Raw genomic sequence first — 20,985 nt, 5'->3', positions numbered from 1 at the left:
GGACGTTAGCAAGGCGTTGCAGAGAATGGAAGGTATTGCAGAAGTGTACGCAAGAACTTTCCCGTGAGCTAAAGTGCCGCCATGCGCGCTCGACTGTCCGACATCGCCCAACAGGCCGAAGTCAGCGAGGCCACGGTGTCGCGGGTGCTCAACGACCGCCCCGGAGTGGCCCCGGAGACCCGGCAGGCCGTCCTGACCGCCCTCGACGTGCTCGGGTACGAGCGCCCCGCCCGGCTGCGCAAGCGCAGCGCCGGGCTGGTCGGCCTGGTGGTGCCTGAGTTGGACAACCCGATCTTCCCGGCCTTCGCCCAGGTCATCGAGTCGACGCTGGCGCAGAGCGGCTTCACCCCCGTGCTGTGCACCCAGACCCCCGGCGGGGTCACCGAGGACGAGTACGTCGAGATGCTGCTGGACCGGCAGGTCTCCGGGATCGTCTTCGTCTCCGGCCTGCACGCCGACACCGCCGCCAACCACGACCGGTACCGGGCGCTGATCGGCCGCCCGCTGCCGATCGTCATGATCAACGGGTACGCGCCCGGCATCGCCGCGCCCTTCGTCTCCTGCGACGACGGCGAGGCCACCGAACTGGCCGTCGCGCACCTGGTTGCCCTGGGCCACCGGCGGATCGGCCTGATCACCGGCCCGGACCGGTTCGTACCGGTGCAGCGCCGGGTGGCCGGCTTCCGGACCGCGATGACCCGGCTGGTCGGCACGACCGAGGCGGAGGTCGGGGAACTGGCCGAGCTGTCCCTGTTCGGCGTCGAGGGCGGCGAGGCCGCCGCCGGCCGGCTGATCGAACGCGGGGTCACCGGCGTCGTCTGCGGCTCCGACCTGATGGCGCTCGGCGCGATCCGGGCCGCCCGCCAGCGCGGTCTCTCCGTACCCGGCGACGTCTCGGTTGTCGGTTACGACGACTCCCCGCTGATGGCCTTCACCGACCCGCCGCTGACCACGATGCGCCAGCCGGTGACCGCCATGGCGGTGGCCGCGGTCCGGGCCCTGGTCGACGAGATCAACGGCCACCCCGCCCCGCACTCGGAGTACCTGTTCCGGCCGGAGCTGGTGGTACGCGGCTCCACCGCGGTGGTCCGGCAGGGCGGCACCGGCGCCAAGCCCCAGCGCCCGGCCCCCTCCTCGTTCGCCGTCCCGGCCTGACCGCCGGGCACGACCACATTGCCGACGTCGCGGTATCCACCCGGCTCCGACACCGCCACATCGACGAACCGGAGGCGGGCGAGGCCCGACCGGACTTGGTCGGTACCATTCCTTGCGCAAGGTTTGCTTGACTCTTGCAGCGTTCCAGCGGCATTCTGCTCAGACACCCCCGCGCGTCGCACCGGCGTGGGTGCCGCCGTCCCGCGCCGAAGAAACGGGGATCGTCACCGATGACCGCCGCCACCCATCCCACGCCGCTGACCTCCGACGACGACTGGTGGCGATCCGCAGTCGTCTACCAGGTCTACGTCCGCAGCTTCGCGGACGCGAACGGCGACGGTGTCGGTGACCTCCAGGGCATCCGGGAACGCCTGCCCCACCTGCGCGACCTCGGGGTGGACGCCCTCTGGCTGACCCCCTTCTACACCTCGCCCCAGGTCGACGCCGGCTACGACGTGGCCGACTACCGGGACGTGGACCCCCTCTTCGGCGACCTCGCCGACTTCGACGCGATGATCACCGACGCGCACGCCCTGGGCCTGCGCATCATCGTGGACCTGGTCCCCAACCACACGTCCAGCCGGCACCCCTGGTTCCAGGCGGCCCTCGCCGCCGGACCCGGCTCGCCCGAACGCGAGCGTTACCTGTTCGCCGACGGCAAGGGCGAGGCGGGTGAGCTGCCGCCGAACGACTGGGAGAGCATCTTCGGCGGCCCCGCCTGGACGCGGACCGCCGACGGCCAGTGGTACCTGCACCTGTTCGACCCGGCCCAGCCCGACCTGAACTGGCGCCACCCCGAGGTACGCGCCGAGTTCGAGGACGTCCTGCGGTTCTGGCTGGACCGGGGCGTGGACGGCTTCCGGATCGACGTGGCGCACGGAATGATCAAGGCCGAGGGGCTGCCGGACGTCGGCTTCAACTCGATGACCACCGGGCGGCGCCAGTCCGAGCTGCTGGGCAAGGGCCAGTTGCCGTACTTCGACCAGGACGAGGTGCACGACATCTACCGCGCCTGGCGGCCGATCCTGGACAGCTACCCGGGCGGCCGGATGGCGGTGGCCGAGGCGTGGGCGGAGACCCCGCAGCGGCTGGCCCGCTACATCGGCCCGGACGAGCTGCACCAGGCGTTCAGCTTCGACTTCCTCGACGCCACCTGGTCGGCCGACTCGTTCCGCAAGGTGATCGACACCGCGCTCGCCGAGTCGACCATCGTCGGCGCCCCGACCACCTGGGTGCTCTCCAACCACGACCGGCAGCGGCACGTCACCCGGTACGGCGACGGCGAGGTCGGCCTGCGCCGCGCCCGGGCCGCCGCCCTGCTGATGCTCTCTCTGCCCGGCTGCGCGTACGTCTACCAGGGCGAGGAACTGGGCCTGCCGGAGGTGCTGGACCTCCCCGACGAACTGCGCCAGGACCCGGCGTTCCTGCGCACCGGCGAGAGCCGGGACGGCTGCCGGGTGCCGATCCCGTGGGGCGGCGAGCTGCCCCCGTACGGGTTCGGCCCGGCCGGCAGCGAGCTGAGCTGGCTGCCGGCCCCGGCGACCTGGCGGGCCCTCTCGGTGGCCGCCCAGACCGGCGTGCCCGGCTCGACGCTGGAGCTCTACCGGACCGCCCTGCGGATCCGGCACGAGCACCCGGCGCTGGCCGGCCTCGCCGGCATCACCTGGTTGGAGACCGAGCCCGGGGTGCTGGCCTTCCGCCGCACCGCCGAGGGCGTCGAGCTGACCTGCGTGGTCAACCTCAGCGGCGCCGAGGTCACGATCGCCGGCCACGGCCGGCCGATCGCCGCCAGCACCGACCTCACCGAGCGGGGCGACGGACACGTCCTGCCGGTGGACTCAGCTGCGTGGTTCGAACGGCGGTGAGCCGGGTAACCACCCATTGACCTGGTCGTCCGTTGTGCCCCGCGCCGACGGGCGGCTGGGCTACCGACCCCTTGTGGTGGGGGGTGAGGTGGCGCCGGCACCTCGGGGAGTCCGCTTCCCGAGGTGCCGGCGTCCATCTGGGACGGCCGCTCAGGCGCCCCGGCTGGTGAGCAGTCCGGCGATCCGGGCGAACCCCGCCCGCACCTCGTCCCGGCTCGGCGCGGTCCTCGGCGCCGCCACCGGCTCCCGCTCGGCGGCCAGTTCCAGCTCCTCGTCGATGGTGTCCTCGAAGTCGCCGTAGAGGTCCGCCTGGTCGACTTGGGCCGCCTCGTCCTCGGCGGCAAGCTGCGCCGCGGCGATCTCGCCACGGATCTCCTCCGGCGTCAGCGCCGGCAGCAGCGGCTCGACCACCGCCATCAACTGCTCCTCGGCGACCACCGCCTCGGCCAGGGCGAGCGCGTGCGGCCGCTCGTACGGGCCGCAGACCACCGGTTCCCACTCGTCGTCGTCGCCGAGCGGGCCGAAGGTGATGATCCACGGCAGGCCGAGCATCGGCGAGTCGTCCGGCAGGTCCAGTGTCACAAGCGCGCCCACCGGCTCATCATCGTCACCACCGCCGCGGGCCGTACCCATGATCCGCACTGTTGCACGGAAAGAGTGGTCCGCCGGCCACGGCGTTGACCTGAGTGGTCAGCCCGCGCCGCCCGGCGTGCCCGGTTCGATCACCTCGTCGGCCTCCACGTCCACCTCCCGGGCCGCGCCGCCCTCGGCCAGGTCGACCACCCGGCCGTACCGGCTGGTCGCGCAGAGCGCCGCCCCGAACAGCACCAGTTGGTTGAGCAGGTAGAGGTAGAGCAGCAGCCCGACCGCGGTGGTGACCACCGCGTACGCCGGGTTCCGCTCGGTGCGGACCACGTAGTAGCGCCCCACCGTGTTGAGCAGGGTGATGCCGATCGCGACCACGAGCACGACCGGGCGCAGCCGGCGACGGCTCATCCGCAGCCGGGGCACCGCCACCAGCAACGCCGCGGCCAGCACCACGTTGATCAGGACGCTGAGCAGCGCGCTGACCGTGGTCAGGCCGACCGACCCGGTGCTGCGCAGCAGGAACCGCAGCACCGACCCCAGCGCGTCGACGGCGGCCACCGAGACGCCGAGCAGCAGGAAGACCGCGACCAGCACCCCCAGGTCGACCAGGCGACGGAGCACCAGATTGCCGGGCTGCTGGTTGAGGCCGTACATCAGCCGCTGCGAGGAGCGGATCGCCTCCACCCAGCCGATCCCGGTGAAGACCAGGATGACCAGGCCGACCACCCCGACGGTGTTGCTGCTCTGCGCGATCTGCTGCGGATCGAGGAACGGCAGGTTCTTCTCGAGGAAGTCGGCGGCGGCCCGGCTGACCTCGTCGTTGTCCTCCAGGACCGCGCCGAAGACGGCGTACACGACCAGGGCGAGCGCGAAGACCGCGAAGAAGCCGTAGTAGGCGATCGCCGCCGCGAGCCGGCCGCCGAGCACCCCGGCGTAGAGCGTCCCGGCCCGCCACAGGTGGTCGAAGACCGGCAGCCGGTCCCGGGCCGCGTCGATCCGGCGGCCCAGCGCGGCCTCGACCCGGCCGAACACGTTCAGCACGTCGTCCTCACCGCTCCCCCGCCCGGACCCGGGCAGGCCGGTCGCGCACTCAGCTCAACCGCCCAACCGGAAGTCGCGGCGCGGCTGCCACCGGGTCGCGCCGCTGTGCGAGAAGAGGGTGAACGCCTCGACCTCGAACAGCGCCGAGAAGTCGGCCAGGTCCTCGTACGCCTTGTCGAGCGCCTCGGGCGGGACGTCCTGGGCCACCGTGACATGCGGGTGGTACGGGAAACGGGCCTCCCGGTGCAGCTCGGGCGCCGAGTTGATCGCGGCGGCGAGCAGCTCGCACTCGCTGATCCCGGCCGCCACCGCCACGAAGACCACCTGGGTGACCGGGCGGAACGTGCCGGTGCCCCGCAGGTGCAGGGTGAACGGCAGGTGCGCGGCGGCCACCCGGGCCAGGTGCTCCTCGACGGCGGGCAGCGCCCGCAGCGGGATCTCGGTGGGCCCGAGCAGGGTGACGTGGGCCGGGACGACCTGCGGGTCACCGGCCTCGACCCGGCGACGGGTGAGCATCCCGCCCCACGGCTCGGGGATGTCCACCGCGATCCCGATCTCGATGGTGTCGCCGGTGTCCGGCACCCCGTCCCTGCGATCCACGCTCCCCGCCACCCCTCCCGCCACCGGCTGTGTACACCCTCTCCCGACGTGCCCGGGCCGTTACTCGGACCGCAGCGGAGGGAAGAAGCCGATCCGGTCGTACGTGGTCCGCACCGTCGCCGCGGCGACCACCCGGGCCTTTTCCGCGCCCTGCGCGAGCAGCTTGTCGAGCTGGGCCGGGTCGTCCAGGTAGACGCGGGTGCGCTCCTGGATCGGGGTGAGTGCCTCCCGGACCACCTCGGCGAGGTCCTTCTTCAGATCGCCGTAGCCCTTGCCGTCGTAGGCGGCGACAAGGTCGTCGATGCCGCGGCCGGAGAGCGCCGAGTAGATGCTCAGCAGGTTGGCGATGCCCGGCTTGCCCACCGCGTCGAAGACGATCTCGCGCCCGGTGTCGGTGACCGCGGAGCGGATCTTCTTGGCCGAGCGGGCCGGGTCGTCCAGCAGGTCGATGATGCCGGCCGGCGAGGAGGACGACTTCGACATCTTGGCGGTCGGGTCCTGCAGGTCGGTGATCTTCGCGGTGTCCTTGACGATGTGCGGCGCGGGCATGGTGAAGGTCGGCCCGAAAATCGTGTTGAACCGCTGGGCCAGATCGCGGGAAAGCTCCAGGTGCTGGCGCTGGTCCTCGCCGACCGGCACCGCGTTGGCCTGGTAGAGGAGGATGTCGGCGGCCATGAGGACCGGGTAGGTGAAGAGGCCGACGCTGGCCCGCTCACTGCCCTGCTTCTGCGCCTTGTCCTTGAACTGGGTCATCCGGCTGGCCTCGCCGAAGCCGGTGATGCAGCCGAGCACCCAGGCCAGCTGGGCGTGCTCGGCCACCTGGGACTGGACGAAGAGGGTGCTGCGCTCCGGGTCGATGCCGACCGCGAGGAGCTGCGCGGCGGCGACCCGGGAACGCTGCTTGAGCACCTTCGGGTCGTGGCCGGCGGTGATCGCGTGCAGATCGACCACGCAGTAGAACGCGTCGTGGCTCTCCTGGAGGGCCACCCAGTGCCGTACCGCGCCCAGATAGTTGCCGAGGTGGAACGAGTCGGCGGTCGGCTGGATGCCGGAGAAGACGCGGGGGCGGGCGGGTACGTCTGACATGCCGGCAATTCTGTCAGCACGGCCCCGGATAAGTCATGACGGGCCGGTGGATCCGTTCTCGGCGACCGTGACCCGGGCGGTGACCTCGCGCCGCTGCTCAGGCAGGCGCGCGGCGGAGACCGCAAGCCGGGACACCCGCCGCCCCTCCAGGGCGAGCACCCGCAGCAGCCAGCCGCCCGGCGGGTCATCCGGATCGGGTCCGCCCGGGCCCTCCGGGGCGGGGGTCACCGGCACCTCGTCCCCGGCGACCGGGAGCCGGCCCAGGGCGGCCATCACGAAGCCGCCGACCGTCTCGTACGGTCCGGCGGGCAGCGGCACCCCGGTGCGGTCGGCGAAGTCGACCAGGTTGAGCCGGCCGTCGACGACGGCGGGCAGGCCGGCGTGCGCCGGGTCGGGCGGGGCGTGGTACTCGTCGTGGATCTCCCCGACCAGCTCCTCGACCAGGTCCTCGCAGGTGACGATGCCGGCGGTGCCGCCGTACTCGTCGACCACCACCGCCAGGTGGTGCCCCTCCCGGCGCATCTCGGTGAGCGCGGCCAGCACCCGCTTGCTGCCGGGCAGCCGCTTCACCTCGCGGGTCAGCTCCCAGACGCCGACGCGGCTCTCCTGCTCGGGGCGGAGCAGCACGTCGCGCAGGTGGACGAAGCCGACCACGTCGTCGTGGGTGCCGTCGACGACCGGATAGCGGGTGTGCGGCTCGGCCCGGACCAGCCGCTCCGCCTCGACGACGGTCAGCCCCGCGGAGAGGAACACCACCTCGGTACGCGGCACCATCACCTCGCGGACCAGGCGTGCCCCGGCCGCCAGCACCTCGTCGATGATCCGCCGCTCGTCCGGGTCGAGCACCGTGTTGGCCGCGACCAGGTCCCGCAGCTCGGCTTCGCTGATCCGCTCCCGGCCGGCCGCCGGGCTGGCGCCGAGCAGATCGGTGACCAGCCGGGTGGCGCCGTCGGCGGCGCGGACCACGAGCCGGGCCACGGTCCGGGCGAGCGGCCCCGGTTCGCGTCGCGGCCGCCCCGACGGGCGTCGCCGGAGTCGGGGACCGCCTGCCTCCATGAATGGATGGTAGACAGCGGACGCCGAGCGCTCCGGCCCATGTTCGCATCTGTTCGGTCATGATGGATCGTGATTGAATCGCCGAGGGTCATGGCCAGCCGCGGCACAGCCGGCGGCCGTAGGGTGATCACGGACGGCCGCCGCAGGACGCGGCCAGGCAGGAGGAATCCGACGTGAGACTGCTCGTCACCGGCGGCGCCGGCTACATCGGCAGCGTGGTGACCCGGATGCTGCTGGACCACGGCCACGAGGTGATTGTCCTGGACGACCTGCGCACCGGCCACCGCGCGGCCCTCGCCCCCGAGGCGACCCACGTCGACCTGCCGGTGCACGAGGCCGCCCGCGTCCTCACCCCCGACGCCGGCTTCGACGGCGTGCTGCACTTCGCCGCGCTGATCGCCGCCGGCGAGTCGATGGTCAAGCCGGAGCTCTACTGGCAGAACAACACCGTCGGCTCACTCGCCCTGCTCGACGCGGTACGCGCCGCCCGGGTGCCCCGGCTGGTCTTCTCCTCCACCGCCGCCGTCTACGGCAACCCCACCGAGGTGCCCATCCCGGAGACCGCCGTCAAGGCCCCCACCAACACCTACGGGGCGACCAAGCTGGCCGTCGACATGGCGCTCACCTCCGAGGCGATCGCGCACGACCTCGCGGCCGTCTCGCTGCGCTACTTCAACGTCGCCGGGGCGTACCTGCACGACGGGCGGGCCATCGGCGAACGGCACGACCCGGAGACCCACCTCATCCCGCTCGCCCTCGACGTGGCGGCCGGCCGGCGCGACAAGCTCCAACTCTTCGGCGACGACTACCCGACCGTCGACGGCACCTGCGTCCGCGACTACATCCACGTCGCGGACCTGGCCCGGGCGCACCTGCTGGCGCTCACCACCGCGACACCCGGCCGGCACCGGATCTACAACCTCGGCAACGGCAACGGCTTCACCAACCGGCAGGTGATCGAGGTGGTCCGCGAGGTCACCGGCCACCCCGTACCGGTCGAGGTGGCCCCCCGCCGCGAGGGCGACCCGGCCGAGCTGGTCGCCTCCTCGGCGCTGGCCCGAAAGGAGCTGGGCTGGGTGCCGGAGAAGCCCACCCTGCACGACATGGTCGGCGACGCCTGGGCCTTCTACCGCGAGCACGTGCTGGGGCAACGGTGACCGGCCGGACCGCGGCCACCGCGACGCCGACCGCGACGCCGGGCGACGTCGCGGCCCGCGCCACCGCCGGCTTCCGGCAGCGGTACGGCGTGCAGCCGGCGGGCCGCTGGGCGGCTCCCGGCCGGGTCAACCTGATCGGCGAGCACACCGACTACAACGACGGCTTCGTGCTGCCCTTCGCGCTGCCACTGCGTACCGTGGTCGCCGCGGCACCGCGGGACGACGAACGCTGGACGGTCTGGTCGGAGCTATCCAGCGACCCGGTCGAGTTCGGCCCGGCCGAGGTCGACGAGCCCGGTCGGGTCACCGGCTGGGCCGCCTACGTGGCCGGGGTGGTCTGGTCGCTGCGCGCCGCCGGGCAGGCCGTCCCCGGCGCCCGGCTGGCCGTCGCCTCCGACGTGCCGGTCGGCTCCGGGCTCTCCTCATCGGCGGCCGTCGAGGCGGCGGTGCTCGCCGCCCTGGTCGAGCTGGGCGGGCTGGACCTGCCCACCGACCGGTGGCCCCGGCTCGCCCAACGCGCCGAGAACGGCTACGTCGGCGCGCCCACCGGGATCATGGACCAGTCCGCGGTGATCCGTGGGCGGGCGGGGCACGCCCTCTTCCTCGACTGCCGCAGCGAGGAGGTCGAGCAGATCCCGTTCGACCTGGACAGCGCCGGGCTGGCCGTGCTGGTCGTCGACAGCCGCGCCCCGCACCGGCACGCCGACGGCGAGTACGCCGCCCGCCGCGCGTCCTGCGAGGAGGCGGCGCGGATCCTCGGCGTGCCCGCCCTGCGCGACGTGACCGTCGCCGAGCTCGACGCGGCGCTGGGGAAACTGCCCGACGGCGAGACCCGACGGCGGGTCCGGCACGTGGTCACCGAGAACCAGCGGGTGCTCGACGCCGTCGAGCTGCTACGCGCCGGCCGGGTACGCGACACCGGCCCCCTGCTGACCGCCTCGCACGCCTCGATGCGCGACGACTTCGAGATCACCGTGCCCGAGGTGGACACCGCCGTCGACGCGGCCCTGGCCGCCGGGGCGTACGGCGCCCGGATGACCGGCGGCGGCTTCGGCGGCTGTGTGCTCGCCCTGGTCGACGCCGACCGCGCCCCGGCGGTCGCCGACGCCGTCACCACCGCGTACGCCGAGCGCGGCTTCGCCGCCCCCGGCACCCTGACCGTCCTCCCCGCCGACGGAGCCGCCCGCCTCGGCTGACCCGCGCGCCGCGCGGGGCCCGCGCCGAAAGGCCCGCGCCGGGGAACCCGGCACGGGCCTTGGCGGAGCGTGGTGGGTCAGCCGGCTTCGACGATCATGCCGGCGCCGACCGTACGGTTGGTGGCCTCGTCGATGATCACGAAGCCGCCGGTGGTGCGGTTGCGCCGGTACTCGTCGGCGAGCAGCGGGACGGTGGTGCGCAGCCGGACCCGGCCGATCTCGTTGAGCCTCAGCTCGCCGGCCGCCTCGTCCCGGTGCAGCGAGTTGATGTCCAGCCGATAGTGCAGCCCGCGCACGATCGCCCGCGCCGAACGGGTGGTGTGCTTGATGGCGTACTTGCCGCCGACCTGGAGCGGACGGGTCTCGTCCATCCAGCAGACCATCGCCTCGATGTCCTGCGCGACCGCCGGGGAGTTGTTCGGCCGGCAGATCATGTCGCCGCGCGAGATGTCGATCTCGTCGGTCAGCCGGACCGTCACCGACATCGGCGGGAACGCCTCGTCGACCGGACCGTCGGCCGTCTCCACCGAGGCGATCCGGCTCGTGAAGCCGGACGGCAGCACCATCACCTCGTCGCCGGGTTTGAGCACGCCCGAGGCCACCTGGCCCGCGTACCCCCGGTAGTCGGTGACCGTGGTGGACTGCGGCCGGATCACGTACTGCACCGGGAACCGCACGTCGACCAGGTTGCGGTCGGAGGCGATGTGCACCCGCTCCAGGTGGTGCAGCAGCGACGGGCCTTCGTACCAGGGCATGTGCTCCGAGCGGGCGACGATGTTGTCGCCCCGGAGCGCGGAGATCGGCACCACGGTCAGGTCCGGCACGTCGAGCTTCGCGGCGAACGCGGTGAACTCGTCGGCGATCCGCTCGAACACCTCCTGCGACCAGTCGACCAGGTCCATCTTGTTGACACAGAGAACCAGGTGCGGCACCCGCAGCAACGAGCAGAGGAACGCGTGCCGCCGGGACTGCTCCACCAGGCCCTTGCGCGCGTCCACCAGGATCAGCGCCAGGTCGGCGGTCGACGCGCCGGTGACCATGTTCCGGGTGTACTGGATGTGCCCGGGGGTGTCGGCGATGATGAACTTCCGCCGCGGCGTGGCGAAGTAGCGGTACGCCACGTCGATGGTGATGCCCTGTTCCCGCTCGGCGCGCAGGCCGTCGGTGAGCAGCGCCAGGTTGGTGTATTCGTCGCCCCGGGCCGCGCTGACCGCCTCGACGGCGGCGAGCTGGTCGGTGAAGAGCGACTTGGTGTCGTACAACAGCCGGCCGATCAGGGTCGACTTGCCGTCGTCGACGCTGCCGGCGGTGGCGAACCGCAGCAAATCCATCGGCCGGGACTCCGGCCCGGCGGCAGCCCGGGCGTCCGTGGCCAGCGTCTCGGTGCTCATCAGAAGTAGCCCTCCCGCTTGCGGTCCTCCATGGCGGCCTCGCTGACCCGGTCGTCGCCGCGGGTCGCGCCGCGTTCGGTGATCCGGGTGGCGGCCACCTCCTCGATCACCTTCTCCACGGTGTCGGCCTCCGAGCTGACCGCCGCGGTGCAGGAGGCGTCGCCCACCGTCCGGTACCGCACCTGGGCCTTGACCGGCTGCTCACCGGAACGCGCCCGGAAGAACTCGTTGACCGCGTACAGCATGCCGTCGCGCTCGATCACCTCACGCTCGTGCGCGTAGTAGATCGACGGCAGCGGGATCCGCTCGCGGGCGATGTAGTGCCAGACGTCCAGCTCGGTCCAGTTGGACAGCGGGAAGACCCGGATCGACTCGCCCGGGTGGTGCCGGCCGTTGTAGAGCGCCCACAGTTCCGGGCGCTGGTTCTTCGGGTCCCACTGGCCGAACTCGTCCCGGAAGCTGAACACCCGCTCCTTGGCCCGGGCCTTCTCCTCGTCCCGGCGGGCGCCGCCGAAGAGCGCGTCGAAGCGGTGCTTCTCCACCGCGTCGAGCAGCACCGGCGTCTGGATCCGGTTGCGCATCCCGTCCGCCGACTCGCGCACGAGGCCCTTGGCCAGGGCCTCCGGCACGCTAGCCACGATGAGTTGCAGGCCCAGCTCGGCGACCCGCTGGTCCCGGTATTCCAGGACCTCGGGGAAGTTGTGCCCGGTGTCGACGTGCATCACCGGGAACGGGATGTTGGCCGGGGCGAACGCCTTCTGAGCCAGCCGGAGCATCACGATCGAGTCCTTGCCGCCGGAGAAGAGGAGCACGGGACGCTCCATCTCGGCGACGACCTCACGCATCACGAAGATGCTCTCCGCCTCCAGCGCGTCGAGGTGGGATACCTGGTACGCGGCGGGGGACGTCATGACACGAACTCGCTTCGCTCGGATCCGCACATCGGGATTCCAGACCTTTCCGGTCGGAGTCGTAAAGATGAACGCTCAGGCTACCCGGAATGCCGCTGCAACGCTGCAAGCAACCGGCTGGCGAGATCCTTCCGGCAGACCAACAGGTCCGGCAGGCGGGGATCGGCCTCGTTGTATTTCAGCGCAGAACCGTCGATCCGGGAAGCGTGCAGTCCGGTGGCCGTCGCCACAGCGACCGGGGCGGCCGAGTCCCACTCGTACTGGCCGCCGGCGTGGATGTACGCGTCGACCTCACCGGTGACCACAGCGGCGATCTTCGCCCCCGCGGAGCCCATCGGCACCAGATGAGCGCCGACGTCCGCTGCCAGATCGGTCAGGAATACCGGCGGACGGCTACGACTCGCCGCCAACCGGATGGTCCGCGCGCCGCCCGAGGTCGCCGCCTCCAACGTCATCGGGGGGTACGCCGGCGGGTAGTCGGTGCCCAGCACCCGGTGCTGCGCCGGCAGCCCCACCGCGCCCGCGACCAGGCCGTGCGGCGTCGGCGCGCTCCGCGCCCAGAGCGCCACGTGCACCGCCCAGTCCGACCGGCCGTCCTCGGCGAACTCCCGGGTACCGTCCAGCGGATCGATGATCCACACCCGGTCCGCGGTCAGCCGGGACACCACGTCGGAACTCACCTCGGCGGTCCAGGCCAGCCGGGAGCCCTCGTCCTCCTCCGACAGCACCGCGTCCGCCGGCCGCCACCTCGCCAGCTCGGTACGGATCAGGTCGTGCGAGACCTTGTCCCCGGCCGACTTCAACGCCCCCGGGTCCGCGAAGCCCATCTCCGCACGCAGGTTCATCAGCGCCTGCCCGGCCCGCGCCGCCAGCCACCGGGCGAACGCTCCGTCGATCATCGGAGGACTGCCCATGGTTCCGCTCCCGTCGTCCGCCGTCAGCCGGCCGTTCAGCCGGCGGAAAGGCGCAGACTATCGGCCCGTACCCGCCGGACCAGGCAGGCCCGCCCGGAACTCACCCGCCGTGGTACAGGTTCTGCGTCGGCTCCACCCCGCGGGTGACCACCGACTCCACCACGTCGGCCGCCCGGTCGACCAGGAACTCCAACTCCTTGCGCTCCACCGAGGAGAAGTCCGACAGCACGAAGTCGGCCGGATCCTGCCGCCCCGGCGGCCGGCCGACGCCGAACCGCACCCGCACGTAGTCCTTCGTGCCCAGCGACTTCGACATCGAGCGCAGACCGTTGTGCCCGCCCTCGCCGCCGCCGCACTTCACCCGCACCTGCCCGTACGGGATGTCCAGCTCGTCGTGCACGGCGATCACCCGCGCCGGCGGGATCTTGTGGAACTGCGCCAGCCCGGCCACCGGGCCGCCGGAAAGATTCATGTACGTCAGCGGCTTCACCAGCACCAGCTTCGGCCCGCCGAACCCGAGCCGCCCCTCGGCGGCCTCCGCCACCACGCGCTTGTGCCGCCCGAACCTGGCCCCTACCCGGCCGGCCAGCAGGTCGGCCACCATGAAGCCGACGTTGTGCCGGTTACCCGCGTACTCCCGGCCGGGGTTGCCCAGGCCGACCACCAGCCACGGCCCCGCCTCGTCCGTCACGCCTCGCCCCTTCCGTCACCTGCGACGACAGCTCGGCGCGTCCGTCGCCGCGCCACGCCCTCGAAGCCGTCGTCCGACCACCCCGGCCCGGCGCGTCCGCCGCCGCGCCACGGCCGGAAGCCGTCGCGCGGGCCGTCACCCGGCGGCCGTCCCCGATACGCCGACAGGCGCCCCCGGGAACCGGGGACGCCTGTCGCACAGCCAGTGGACCGATCAGGCCTCGGTCTTCGCCTCGGCCGCGGCCTCCTCGGCCTCGGCGGCCGGCACGCCCTCGGGCGCCTCGGCGGTCTCCTCGCCGACCTCCGCCTCGGCCTCCTCGGCGGCCTCCTCGACCTCGGGGAGGGTCGCCTCAAGCTGCTCGGCGGTCGGGGCGGCGGTCACCGTGGCGACCGGCAGCTCCGGGTCGGCGGCCAGCTCGACACCGGCCGGCAGCTGGACGTCAGCGGCGGTGACCTGGACGCCCGGCTCGGCGCCCGCGATCGAGGCCTCCAGGTGGTCCGGCACCTTGGTGGCGTCGGCGGTCACCGAGAGGGTGTCGTGGTCGTGCACGATCAGGGTGTCCTGCGCGGCCTCGCCGGTCAGCTCGACCGGAACCTCGACGGTGACCTTCTCGCCGCGGCGGACCAGCAGCAGGTCGACGTGCTCGAAGGTGTCCTTGATCGGGTCACGCTGGATCGCCTTCGGCAGCGCCAGCACCTGGGTGCCGTCGCTGACCTCGATCGCGAAGAGCTGGTTCGCCCCGCCCTTGCGGATCGCGGCGGCGAACTCACGCGCCGGGAGCGCGATGTGCTTGGGCTTCTCGCCGTGGCCGTACAGCACGGCGGGCACCTTGCCGGCCCGGCGGGTACGACGGGCACCACCCTTGCCGAACTCGGTACGGGGCTCGGCGCTGATCTTTACCTCGGACACGGGGAAACTCCTGATGCTTCGCTGCTGGCGGCTTGTCGTCTGGCGGTGCTGGGCGAGGGGCTCGCTGGGGGCTCATGCGTCATGATCGACTGCCCGGAGCACCGCGTCGATGACGGCGCCTCCGTGCGGCGCTTCTTCAGCGGCCCGCAGGGCACCCTCGCCGTGGCAACCGCACCAGTCTACCCGAGCCGATTCCGAGCTTTCCGGCAGTCCCCCATATCACCGTTCCGACGGGGCCGCAGGGCAACCGCCGCACCGCCGGCGGCCGTCCGCGACGACCGCCGGGCGGCGGAGAGTCAGCTCAGGCCACCGAAGAGGGTGGTCACCGACCCGTCGTCGAAGACCTCCCGGATCGCCCGGGCCAGCAGCGGCGCGATCGACAGTACGGTGAGCTTGTCGAGCTGCTTCTCGGGCGGCAGCGGCAGCGTGTTGGTCACCACGACCTCGCTGATCGGGCTGTTCTTCAGCCGCTCGGTCGCCGGGTCCGACAGCAGCGCGTGGGTGGACGCGACCAGGATCTCCGCGGCACCGGAATCCTTCAGGATGTCGGCGGCCTTGGTGATCGTGCCACCGGTGTCGATCATGTCGTCGACGATCAGGCAGACCCGGCCCTCCACCTCACCGACCACCCGGTTCGCCACCACCTGGTTCGGCTTCAGCGGGTCCCGGGTCTTGTGGATGAAGGCCAGCGGGCAACCGCCCAGCCGGTCCGTCCAGCGCTCCGCCACCCGTACCCGGCCCGAGTCCGGCGCCACCACCGTCATCGGACGGCCCGCGTACTTGTGCTCCACGTACTCGGCGAGCACGTCCATCGCGAACAGGTGGTCCACCGGGCCGTCGAAGAAGCCCTGGATCTGCGCGGTGTGCAGGTCGACCGTGAGGATCCGGTTGGCACCCGCGGTCTTCAGCAGGTCGGCCACCAGCCGCGCCGAGATCGGCTCCCGGCCCCGGTGCTTCTTGTCCTGCCGGGAGTACGGGTAGTACGGCAGCACCACGGTGATCCGCTTGGCCGAGCCGCGCTTCAGCGCGTCGACCATGATCAGGGTCTCCATGACCCAGGTGTTCACCCCGTGCGTCACGGACTGCACCACGAAGGCGTCCGAACCGCGCACCGAGTCCTTGTACCGTACGAAAAGCTCACCGTTGGCGAACTCGTACGAGTCGGTGGGCGTCGGCGCGACGCCGAGCACCTCACCGATCTCCTTGGCCAGCTCCGGAAAGCCCCGTCCGGAGAAGAGCATCAGGCTCTTGCGGTTTTCGGCGACGATGCTGCCCATGGGCCCGTCTGCTCCCGTTTTGTCGGTCGTTCCCGGCGGCGGTGGAGCCGGGGACTATTCGGTTGCAGTATCCCCCGGGTTCACCGAGCCGCCTACGGACTCGGCACCCTCGTGGATTCAGTCACCTTCACTTGCGGCCCCGCCCCCGCCCGACGCATCCTCGCCGGCCCGCTGGGCCCGTTCCGCCGCCTCGGCCGAGACCGTGCCGGGCCGCTTCCGGGCCACCCAGCCGTCGATGTTGCGCTGCGGCGCGCGGGTCACCCCGAGCGCTCCCGGCGGGACGTCCTGGCTGATCGCGCTGCCCGCCGCGACGTACGCCCCGGCGCCCACCTCGACCGGCGCGATCAGGTTGGTGTCACACCCGACGAAGGCGCCCTCGCCGACCGTGGTGTGGTGCTTGTTCACCCCGTCGTAGTTCACGAAGATCGTCGCCGCGCCGATGTTCGCCTTCGCCCCGATCGTCGCGTCCCCCACGTACGACAGGTGCGGCACCTTGGCGCCCGCCCCCACCTGGGAGTTCTTCACCTCGACGAACGTGCCCACCTTGGCCTTCTCGGCGAGGCGCGCGGCCGGCCGCAGGTACGCGAACGGCCCCACGGTGGCCCGCGGACCGACCTCGGCGCCCACCGCGTGGCTGCGCAGCACGCTGGCGCCCGCGCCGACCGTGGTGTCGATCAACGTGGTGTCCGGGCCGACCATCGCGCCCGCGCCGACCACGGTCGCGCCCTGGAGCTGGGTGTTCTGGTCGATCACCGCGTCCCGCTCGACGGTCACCGTCACGTCGATCCAGGTGGTGTGCGGATCGAGGATGCTCACCCCGGTCCGCATCCAGCCCTCGTTCACCCGGTCCCGCAGCAGTTGGCGGAGCCCGGCCAGCTCGACCCGGTCGTTGCAGCCCAGCGTCTCCACGTGGTCGGCGGCGCAGTGCACCGCCACCGGCTCACCGGCGTCCCGGAGCAGCCCGAACACGTCGGTCAGGTACTCCTCACCCTGGTCGTTGTCGGTGGAGAGCTTGCCCAGCGCGTCCCGCAGCCGCGCCACGTCGAACGCGTAGATGCCCGCGTTGATCTCGCGCAGCGCGCGCTGGGCGGGGGTGGCGTCGCGCTCCTCGACGATCTGCTCCAGCCGCCCCTCGGCGTCCCGCACGATCCGACCCAGTCCGGTCGGGTCGGGCACCTCGGCGGCGAGCACGGTCGCGGCGGCGTCGGCGTCCTCGTGCGCCTCGACCAGGGCCCGCACGGTCTCCGGCCGCAGCAGCGGCACGTCACCGTTGATCACCACCACCGTGCCGGTGACGTCCGGCACCGCGTCGAGCGCGATCCGGACCGCGTGCCCGGTGCCGAGCTGTCGCTCCTGGAGCACCGGAGTGGCCTCGGGGGCGACCTCGGCCAGGTGCGTCCGCACCTGGTCGGCGCCGTGCCCGACCACCACCACCGTGCGGTCCGCCGCCAACGGATCGGCCGCCGCCAGTACGTGTCCGAGCAGAGTACGACCGAGCAGCGGGTGCAGCACCTTGGGCAGGGACGACTTCATCCGCTTGCCCTCACCGGCGGCGAGCACGACAACGGTGCGGAGGTGGGGCTGGGACACGACGTGGCTCCCGTCGGGACGGCGACAGTCTCGCGGCCATGCTAACCAGACCGCGGTGGAGGCCACCGAATACCCCGACAAGGCGGGATTCGCACCCGGAACTTGCTCGGCCGCCAGGATTCGAACCTGAAACTCAAGAGCCAAAATCTTGGGTGTTGCCAATTACACCACGGCCGAAGGTCGCCGACAGCTTAGCGCGTGACGTCCGGTCCCGGGCTACCCGCACCTGGCGGCGCACCTGCCGCCAGGCCGTCCACGGCACTCCCGAGGCACCCGTTTTCCGGGAAGGTGTGGCGTCGCCGCCTGCCTGAAAGGCCATTTTCGGGGTTCTCGGTGTGGATCTTGGCGGAGCGCGGGTCCGCTCGGGCGGGGGAACGCCGCGGCAAACCCGTACGGGCGTACGACACGTCGGCCATTCACGATTGGGACTGTCCGATGCGGCGTGGCCGCCCGCTGGTTACGGTGACGTAGGCGTAACCAGTCTTCCTGGGAGGTGTCATGGCGACCGCCCTGACCGACCCGAACACCGGACCCAAGCCACTGACCCAGGGTCACCAGTCCCGGGGCATCCTGATCGCACTCTGGGCCTTCGTGGTCATCCCGTTCGTCGCCCTGCTCGCCGCCGTCCCCGTGGCCTGGGGCGGCTGGCTGGCCTGGAGCGACATCGGCGTGGCCGTCTTCTGGTACATGCTCTCCGGCCTCGGCGTCACCGTCGGCTACCACCGCTACTTCACCCACGGCTCGTTCAAGGCGAAGCCCGGGCTGCGGATGTCGCTCGCGGTGGCCGGTTCGTTCGCGGTGCAGGGCGAGGTCATCCAGTGGGTGGCCGACCACCGCCGGCACCACGCCTTCTCCGACCTGGAGGGCGACCCGCACTCGCCGTGGCGGTTCGGGGAGAGCGTACGCGGGCTGACCCGCGGGATGTTCCACGCGCACGTGGGCTGGCTGTTCAACCGGGAGTTGTCCAACCGGGAGCGCTTCGCCCCGGACCTGCTCGCCGATCCGGCCATCCGCCGGGTCGACCGGATCTTCCCGATGCTGGTGCTGGTCTCGTTGCTCGGGCCGGCGGCGATGGGCGGGCTGCTCACCGGATCATGGCAGGGTGTGCTGACCGCGTTCTTCTGGGGCGGGCTGGTCCGGATCGCGCTGCTGCATCACGTCACCTGGGCGATCAACTCGGTCTGCCACGTCTACGGGGAGCGTCCGTTCGCGGTACGCCAGGGCGACCGGGCCGCGAACTTCTGGCCGCTGGCGCTGCTGTCGTTCGGAGAGAGCTGGCACAACCTGCACCACGCCGAGCCGACCAGCGCGCGGCACGGGGTGCTGCGGGGTCAGTTCGACCCGTCGGCGCGGGTGATCTGGCTGCTGGAGCGGACCGGCGCGGTGTGGGCGGTCCGGTGGCCGAAACCGGAGCGGATCACCGCGAAGCTGGTGGACTCGGGGCAGGCCCAGGGCACGCCGACGGAGCCGCATCGGTGACCGGTCGCCCGGGGGCGCGGCGGTGATCGGCCAGCCAACCGTGCGGCGGCCTGGCAGGATGGCCGGGTGACCGAGCTTCAGCGCCGCCCGGCTGGCGACCCGGCCGGGCCACGGACCGGCGAGGCATCCCGATGAGCGAGCGTCAGCGAGCGAATCATCAGTGCAGCGCTGGGCAGCCTCATGACGGCGGCGAGCGAAGCGAGGCGGCGGCATGAGCGGGCAGATCCCACGGCAGGGCGTCACCGAGCGCCGGCGAGGGGACGAGATGGCCGAGGTTCCGGGCAACGACGCCGGCAAGGCCCGGCGGCGGGCGGTCCCGGCGGCCAAGTCCTCTTCCCGGGTACGGATGTCCGCGGCGCAGCGCCGTGAGCAGCTGATCTCGATCGCCCGACAGATCTTCGCCGAGCGCGGGTTCGACGCCACCTCGATCGAGGAGGTGGCCGCCCGGGCCAAGGTCTCCAAGCCGGTGGTGTACGAGCACTTCGGCGGCAAGGAGGGCCTGTACGCGGTGGTGGTGGACCGCGAGGTCCGGTCGCTGCTGGACCGGATCACCAGCGCGCTGACCGCGGGGCATCCGCGGGAGTTGCTGGAGCAGGCGGCGTTGACGCTGCTGACGTACATCGAGGAGGAGACCAGCGGGTTCCGGGTGCTGGTCCGGGAGTCTCCGCTGATGTCGGCGACGGGCAACTTCAGCAGCGTGATGAACGATGTGGCGCACCAGGTGGAGCACATCCTGGGCGCGGAGTTCTCCAGCCGGGGGTACGACCCGAAGCTGGCCGAGCTGTACTCGCAGGCGCTGGTGGGCATGGTGGCGTTGACCGGCCGCTGGTGGCTGGAGGTACGCAAGCCGCGGAAGGAGACTGTCGCGGCGCACCTGGTGAACCTGGCCTGGAACGGGCTGTCGCATCTGGAGGCGAAGCCGGGCCTGATCACGTTCCGGAAGCCGGGCTGAGCATCCGGCCGGGCCGGGTGCGTAGTGACGGTGTGGCGGCGGCCGGGTCAGCGGTGCTGCTCGGCGACCGGGTGGAGGCGGCGTTCGAGTTCCGTCGTCGCGTGCTCGGGGGGACCGACCTTGTCGTAGAGGCCGGTGGCGAGCAGGACCAGCCCGAACAGCAGCGACACGATGACGGTGGACATCGAGAAGTTGAGGAAGTTCGCCTGCGTCTGGAGCAGGGACATCATGAGCAGGCCGGTGAACAGGAAGACCGCCCCGGCGGTCAGGTTCATGTAGTGGCCGAGGTTGCCGCGCCGGGACGCCCCGATCAGCAGGAACGCGCCGAAGACCACGGAGACCACGGAGAAGGCCAGGTTGGTCCGGAGTCCGAGCGCCCAGTCGCTGCCCCGGCCGAAGAGGCCCCTGTCCCAGGTGAGGACGACCCCGTACACCCCGAACGTCAGGATGTAGAGCCCGATCAGTCCGGCCAGGACCCGGTAGAGCGGCCGTGCGGGGTGGTTCACCGGGATGTGCGCCATGGGGACCTCCAGCCGAATGACCGTTTCGGGGAGATTGTCCTCCGTGTCACTCGGCTGCGTACCCGGAAACGCCAAAGGCCCGGCACGAGCCGGGCCTTCGGACAGGACTGCGGTCAGAGCACGAGCCGGGCCTTCTGCCAGGCTTCCTTCTCCTCGTCGGTGCCGACCTTGCCGTACATGCCGGCCATCAGGAGCACCATGGCGAGGGTCAGCACCACGACCACGGTCATGATCGAGAAGTTGAAGATGTTGGCGTCGGTCTGCAGGAAGGCCAGCTCGGCCAGGCCAAGGGCCATCAGCGCGTAGGAGAGCCACTGGTTGATGGCGACGTCGAGGTTGCGGCCGATCACGACGCCGAGCAGGATCACGGCCCCGAGCACGATCGAGAGCAGCGAGAAGCCGAGGTTGGTGCCCTGGCCGAGGGCCTTCGTGTCGTCCTGGGCGAGCACGTCGTTACCGGCGCTCGCGATGAGGCCGATCACGCCGAAGAGGACGAAGTACAGACCAACGAGCCCGCCGATCGCCCGGTAGACCGGCCGCGCGGGGTGGTTGACGGGGGTGTGGGCCATCTCTGCGTCTCCAAGACCGTTCGGATGCGGGGTCGCC

19 protein-coding genes, 1 tRNA gene and 1 pseudogene are annotated in these 20,985 nt (G+C 71.9%); 6 read left to right on the top strand and 15 right to left on the bottom strand.

Features of this window, described 5'->3' with window-relative positions; all coding sequences use genetic code 11:
- Positions 1–81: 81 nt before the first annotated feature.
- Positions 82–1,155 (top strand): LacI family DNA-binding transcriptional regulator, encoded by a 1,074-nt coding sequence (locus GA0070621_RS26970; RefSeq protein ID WP_091201000.1) that lies wholly within the window; start codon positions 82–84, stop codon positions 1,153–1,155.
- 230 nt (positions 1,156–1,385) lie between these two features.
- A complete protein-coding gene (locus GA0070621_RS26965; RefSeq protein ID WP_091200998.1) occupies positions 1,386–3,020 on the top strand; it encodes a glycoside hydrolase family 13 protein in 1,635 nt (544 codons plus the stop codon).
- Between the two features lie 150 nt (positions 3,021–3,170).
- Here GA0070621_RS26965 and GA0070621_RS26960 read toward each other — a convergent pair whose 3' ends face one another.
- The 5 genes from GA0070621_RS26960 to GA0070621_RS26940 all read right to left on the bottom strand — a co-directional run bounded on the left by GA0070621_RS26960 (position 3,171) and on the right by GA0070621_RS26940 (position 7,391).
- Positions 3,171–3,614, bottom strand: coding sequence for a hypothetical protein (locus GA0070621_RS26960; protein ID WP_091200996.1), 444 nt, complete (start codon positions 3,612–3,614; stop codon positions 3,171–3,173).
- A 96-nt stretch (positions 3,615–3,710) separates the two neighbouring features.
- Positions 3,711–4,646 (bottom strand): YhjD/YihY/BrkB family envelope integrity protein, encoded by a 936-nt coding sequence (locus GA0070621_RS26955; protein ID WP_091202891.1) that lies wholly within the window; start codon positions 4,644–4,646, stop codon positions 3,711–3,713.
- Positions 4,647–4,703: 57 nt separating this feature from the next.
- On the bottom strand, positions 4,704–5,249 hold the full coding sequence (locus GA0070621_RS26950; RefSeq protein ID WP_167667458.1) for a 2'-5' RNA ligase family protein: 546 nt from the start codon (positions 5,247–5,249) through the stop codon (positions 4,704–4,706).
- A 60-nt stretch (positions 5,250–5,309) separates the two neighbouring features.
- Positions 5,310–6,335 carry a tryptophan--tRNA ligase gene (gene trpS / locus GA0070621_RS26945; protein ID WP_091200992.1) on the bottom strand — a complete coding sequence of 342 codons (1,026 nt, stop codon included), beginning with the start codon at positions 6,333–6,335 and terminating at the stop codon, positions 5,310–5,312.
- Between the two features lie 33 nt (positions 6,336–6,368).
- Complete coding sequence (locus GA0070621_RS26940) at positions 6,369–7,391, bottom strand: hemolysin family protein (protein WP_091200990.1); 1,023 nt, start codon at positions 7,389–7,391, stop codon at positions 6,369–6,371.
- 173 nt (positions 7,392–7,564) lie between these two features.
- On the opposite strand from GA0070621_RS26940, the gene galE reads away from it, so the two are divergent.
- Both galE and galK read left to right on the top strand, forming a co-directional pair.
- The gene (gene galE / locus GA0070621_RS26935) at positions 7,565–8,548 is read left to right on the top strand and encodes a UDP-glucose 4-epimerase GalE (protein ID WP_091200989.1); all 984 of its coding nucleotides are present in this window, start codon (positions 7,565–7,567) and stop codon (positions 8,546–8,548) included.
- The gene (galK, locus tag GA0070621_RS26930) at positions 8,545–9,744 is read left to right on the top strand and encodes a galactokinase (RefSeq protein ID WP_091200987.1); all 1,200 of its coding nucleotides are present in this window, start codon (positions 8,545–8,547) and stop codon (positions 9,742–9,744) included. Before galE ends, galK begins: the two co-directional genes overlap by 4 nt.
- 77 nt (positions 9,745–9,821) lie before the next feature.
- Here galK and GA0070621_RS26925 read toward each other — a convergent pair whose 3' ends face one another.
- From GA0070621_RS26925 to GA0070621_RS26890, 8 genes and pseudogenes are all read right to left on the bottom strand, one after another.
- Positions 9,822–11,135, bottom strand: a complete 1,314-nt coding sequence (locus GA0070621_RS26925; RefSeq protein WP_091200984.1) for a sulfate adenylyltransferase subunit 1 — start codon at positions 11,133–11,135, stop codon at positions 9,822–9,824.
- Positions 11,135–12,046, bottom strand: coding sequence for a sulfate adenylyltransferase subunit CysD (cysD, locus tag GA0070621_RS26920; protein ID WP_091200982.1), 912 nt, complete (start codon positions 12,044–12,046; stop codon positions 11,135–11,137). The genes GA0070621_RS26925 and cysD overlap by 1 nt, the downstream gene beginning before the upstream one ends.
- An 80-nt stretch (positions 12,047–12,126) precedes the next feature.
- Positions 12,127–12,960, bottom strand: a complete 834-nt coding sequence (locus GA0070621_RS26915; RefSeq protein ID WP_091200980.1) for an inositol monophosphatase family protein — start codon at positions 12,958–12,960, stop codon at positions 12,127–12,129.
- A 100-nt stretch (positions 12,961–13,060) separates the two neighbouring features.
- Positions 13,061–13,651: an aminoacyl-tRNA hydrolase gene (pth, locus tag GA0070621_RS26910; protein WP_091200978.1), complete on the bottom strand. Its 591-nt coding sequence runs from the start codon at positions 13,649–13,651 to the stop codon at positions 13,061–13,063.
- Between the two features lie 213 nt (positions 13,652–13,864).
- Positions 13,865–14,560: a 50S ribosomal protein L25/general stress protein Ctc gene (locus tag GA0070621_RS26905; protein ID WP_091200976.1), complete on the bottom strand. Its 696-nt coding sequence runs from the start codon at positions 14,558–14,560 to the stop codon at positions 13,865–13,867.
- A gap of 296 nt (positions 14,561–14,856) precedes the next feature.
- Positions 14,857–15,837, bottom strand: coding sequence for a ribose-phosphate diphosphokinase (locus tag GA0070621_RS26900; RefSeq protein WP_091200974.1), 981 nt, complete (start codon positions 15,835–15,837; stop codon positions 14,857–14,859).
- A gap of 54 nt (positions 15,838–15,891) precedes the next feature.
- Positions 15,892–17,427: pseudogene (gene glmU, locus GA0070621_RS26895) on the bottom strand (bifunctional UDP-N-acetylglucosamine diphosphorylase/glucosamine-1-phosphate N-acetyltransferase GlmU).
- 105 nt (positions 17,428–17,532) lie between these two features.
- Positions 17,533–17,604 (bottom strand) — tRNA-Gln (locus GA0070621_RS26890).
- A 321-nt stretch (positions 17,605–17,925) separates the two neighbouring features.
- On the opposite strand from GA0070621_RS26890, the gene GA0070621_RS26885 reads away from it, so the two are divergent.
- Both GA0070621_RS26885 and GA0070621_RS26880 read left to right on the top strand, forming a co-directional pair.
- Positions 17,926–18,906, top strand: coding sequence for an acyl-CoA desaturase (locus tag GA0070621_RS26885; protein WP_091200972.1), 981 nt, complete (start codon positions 17,926–17,928; stop codon positions 18,904–18,906).
- Between the two features lie 265 nt (positions 18,907–19,171).
- Positions 19,172–19,858: a TetR/AcrR family transcriptional regulator gene (locus GA0070621_RS26880; protein WP_157740104.1), complete on the top strand. Its 687-nt coding sequence runs from the start codon at positions 19,172–19,174 to the stop codon at positions 19,856–19,858.
- Between the two features lie 47 nt (positions 19,859–19,905).
- Here the strand turns inward: GA0070621_RS26880 and GA0070621_RS26875 are convergent, their stop codons facing one another.
- Positions 19,906–20,379 (bottom strand): DUF4383 domain-containing protein, encoded by a 474-nt coding sequence (locus GA0070621_RS26875; protein ID WP_091200968.1) that lies wholly within the window; start codon positions 20,377–20,379, stop codon positions 19,906–19,908.
- A 113-nt stretch (positions 20,380–20,492) separates the two neighbouring features.
- A complete protein-coding gene (locus GA0070621_RS26870; protein ID WP_091200966.1) occupies positions 20,493–20,948 on the bottom strand; it encodes a DUF4383 domain-containing protein in 456 nt (151 codons plus the stop codon).
- Between the last annotated feature and the right edge of the window lie 37 nt (positions 20,949–20,985).

This window comes from Micromonospora narathiwatensis (genome assembly GCF_900089605.1).
Classification (GTDB): Bacteria; Actinomycetota; Actinomycetes; order Mycobacteriales; family Micromonosporaceae; genus Micromonospora; species Micromonospora narathiwatensis.
The sequence above is the reverse complement of the archived record's forward strand: the minus strand, read 5'-3'. Positions and strand labels throughout refer to the sequence as shown.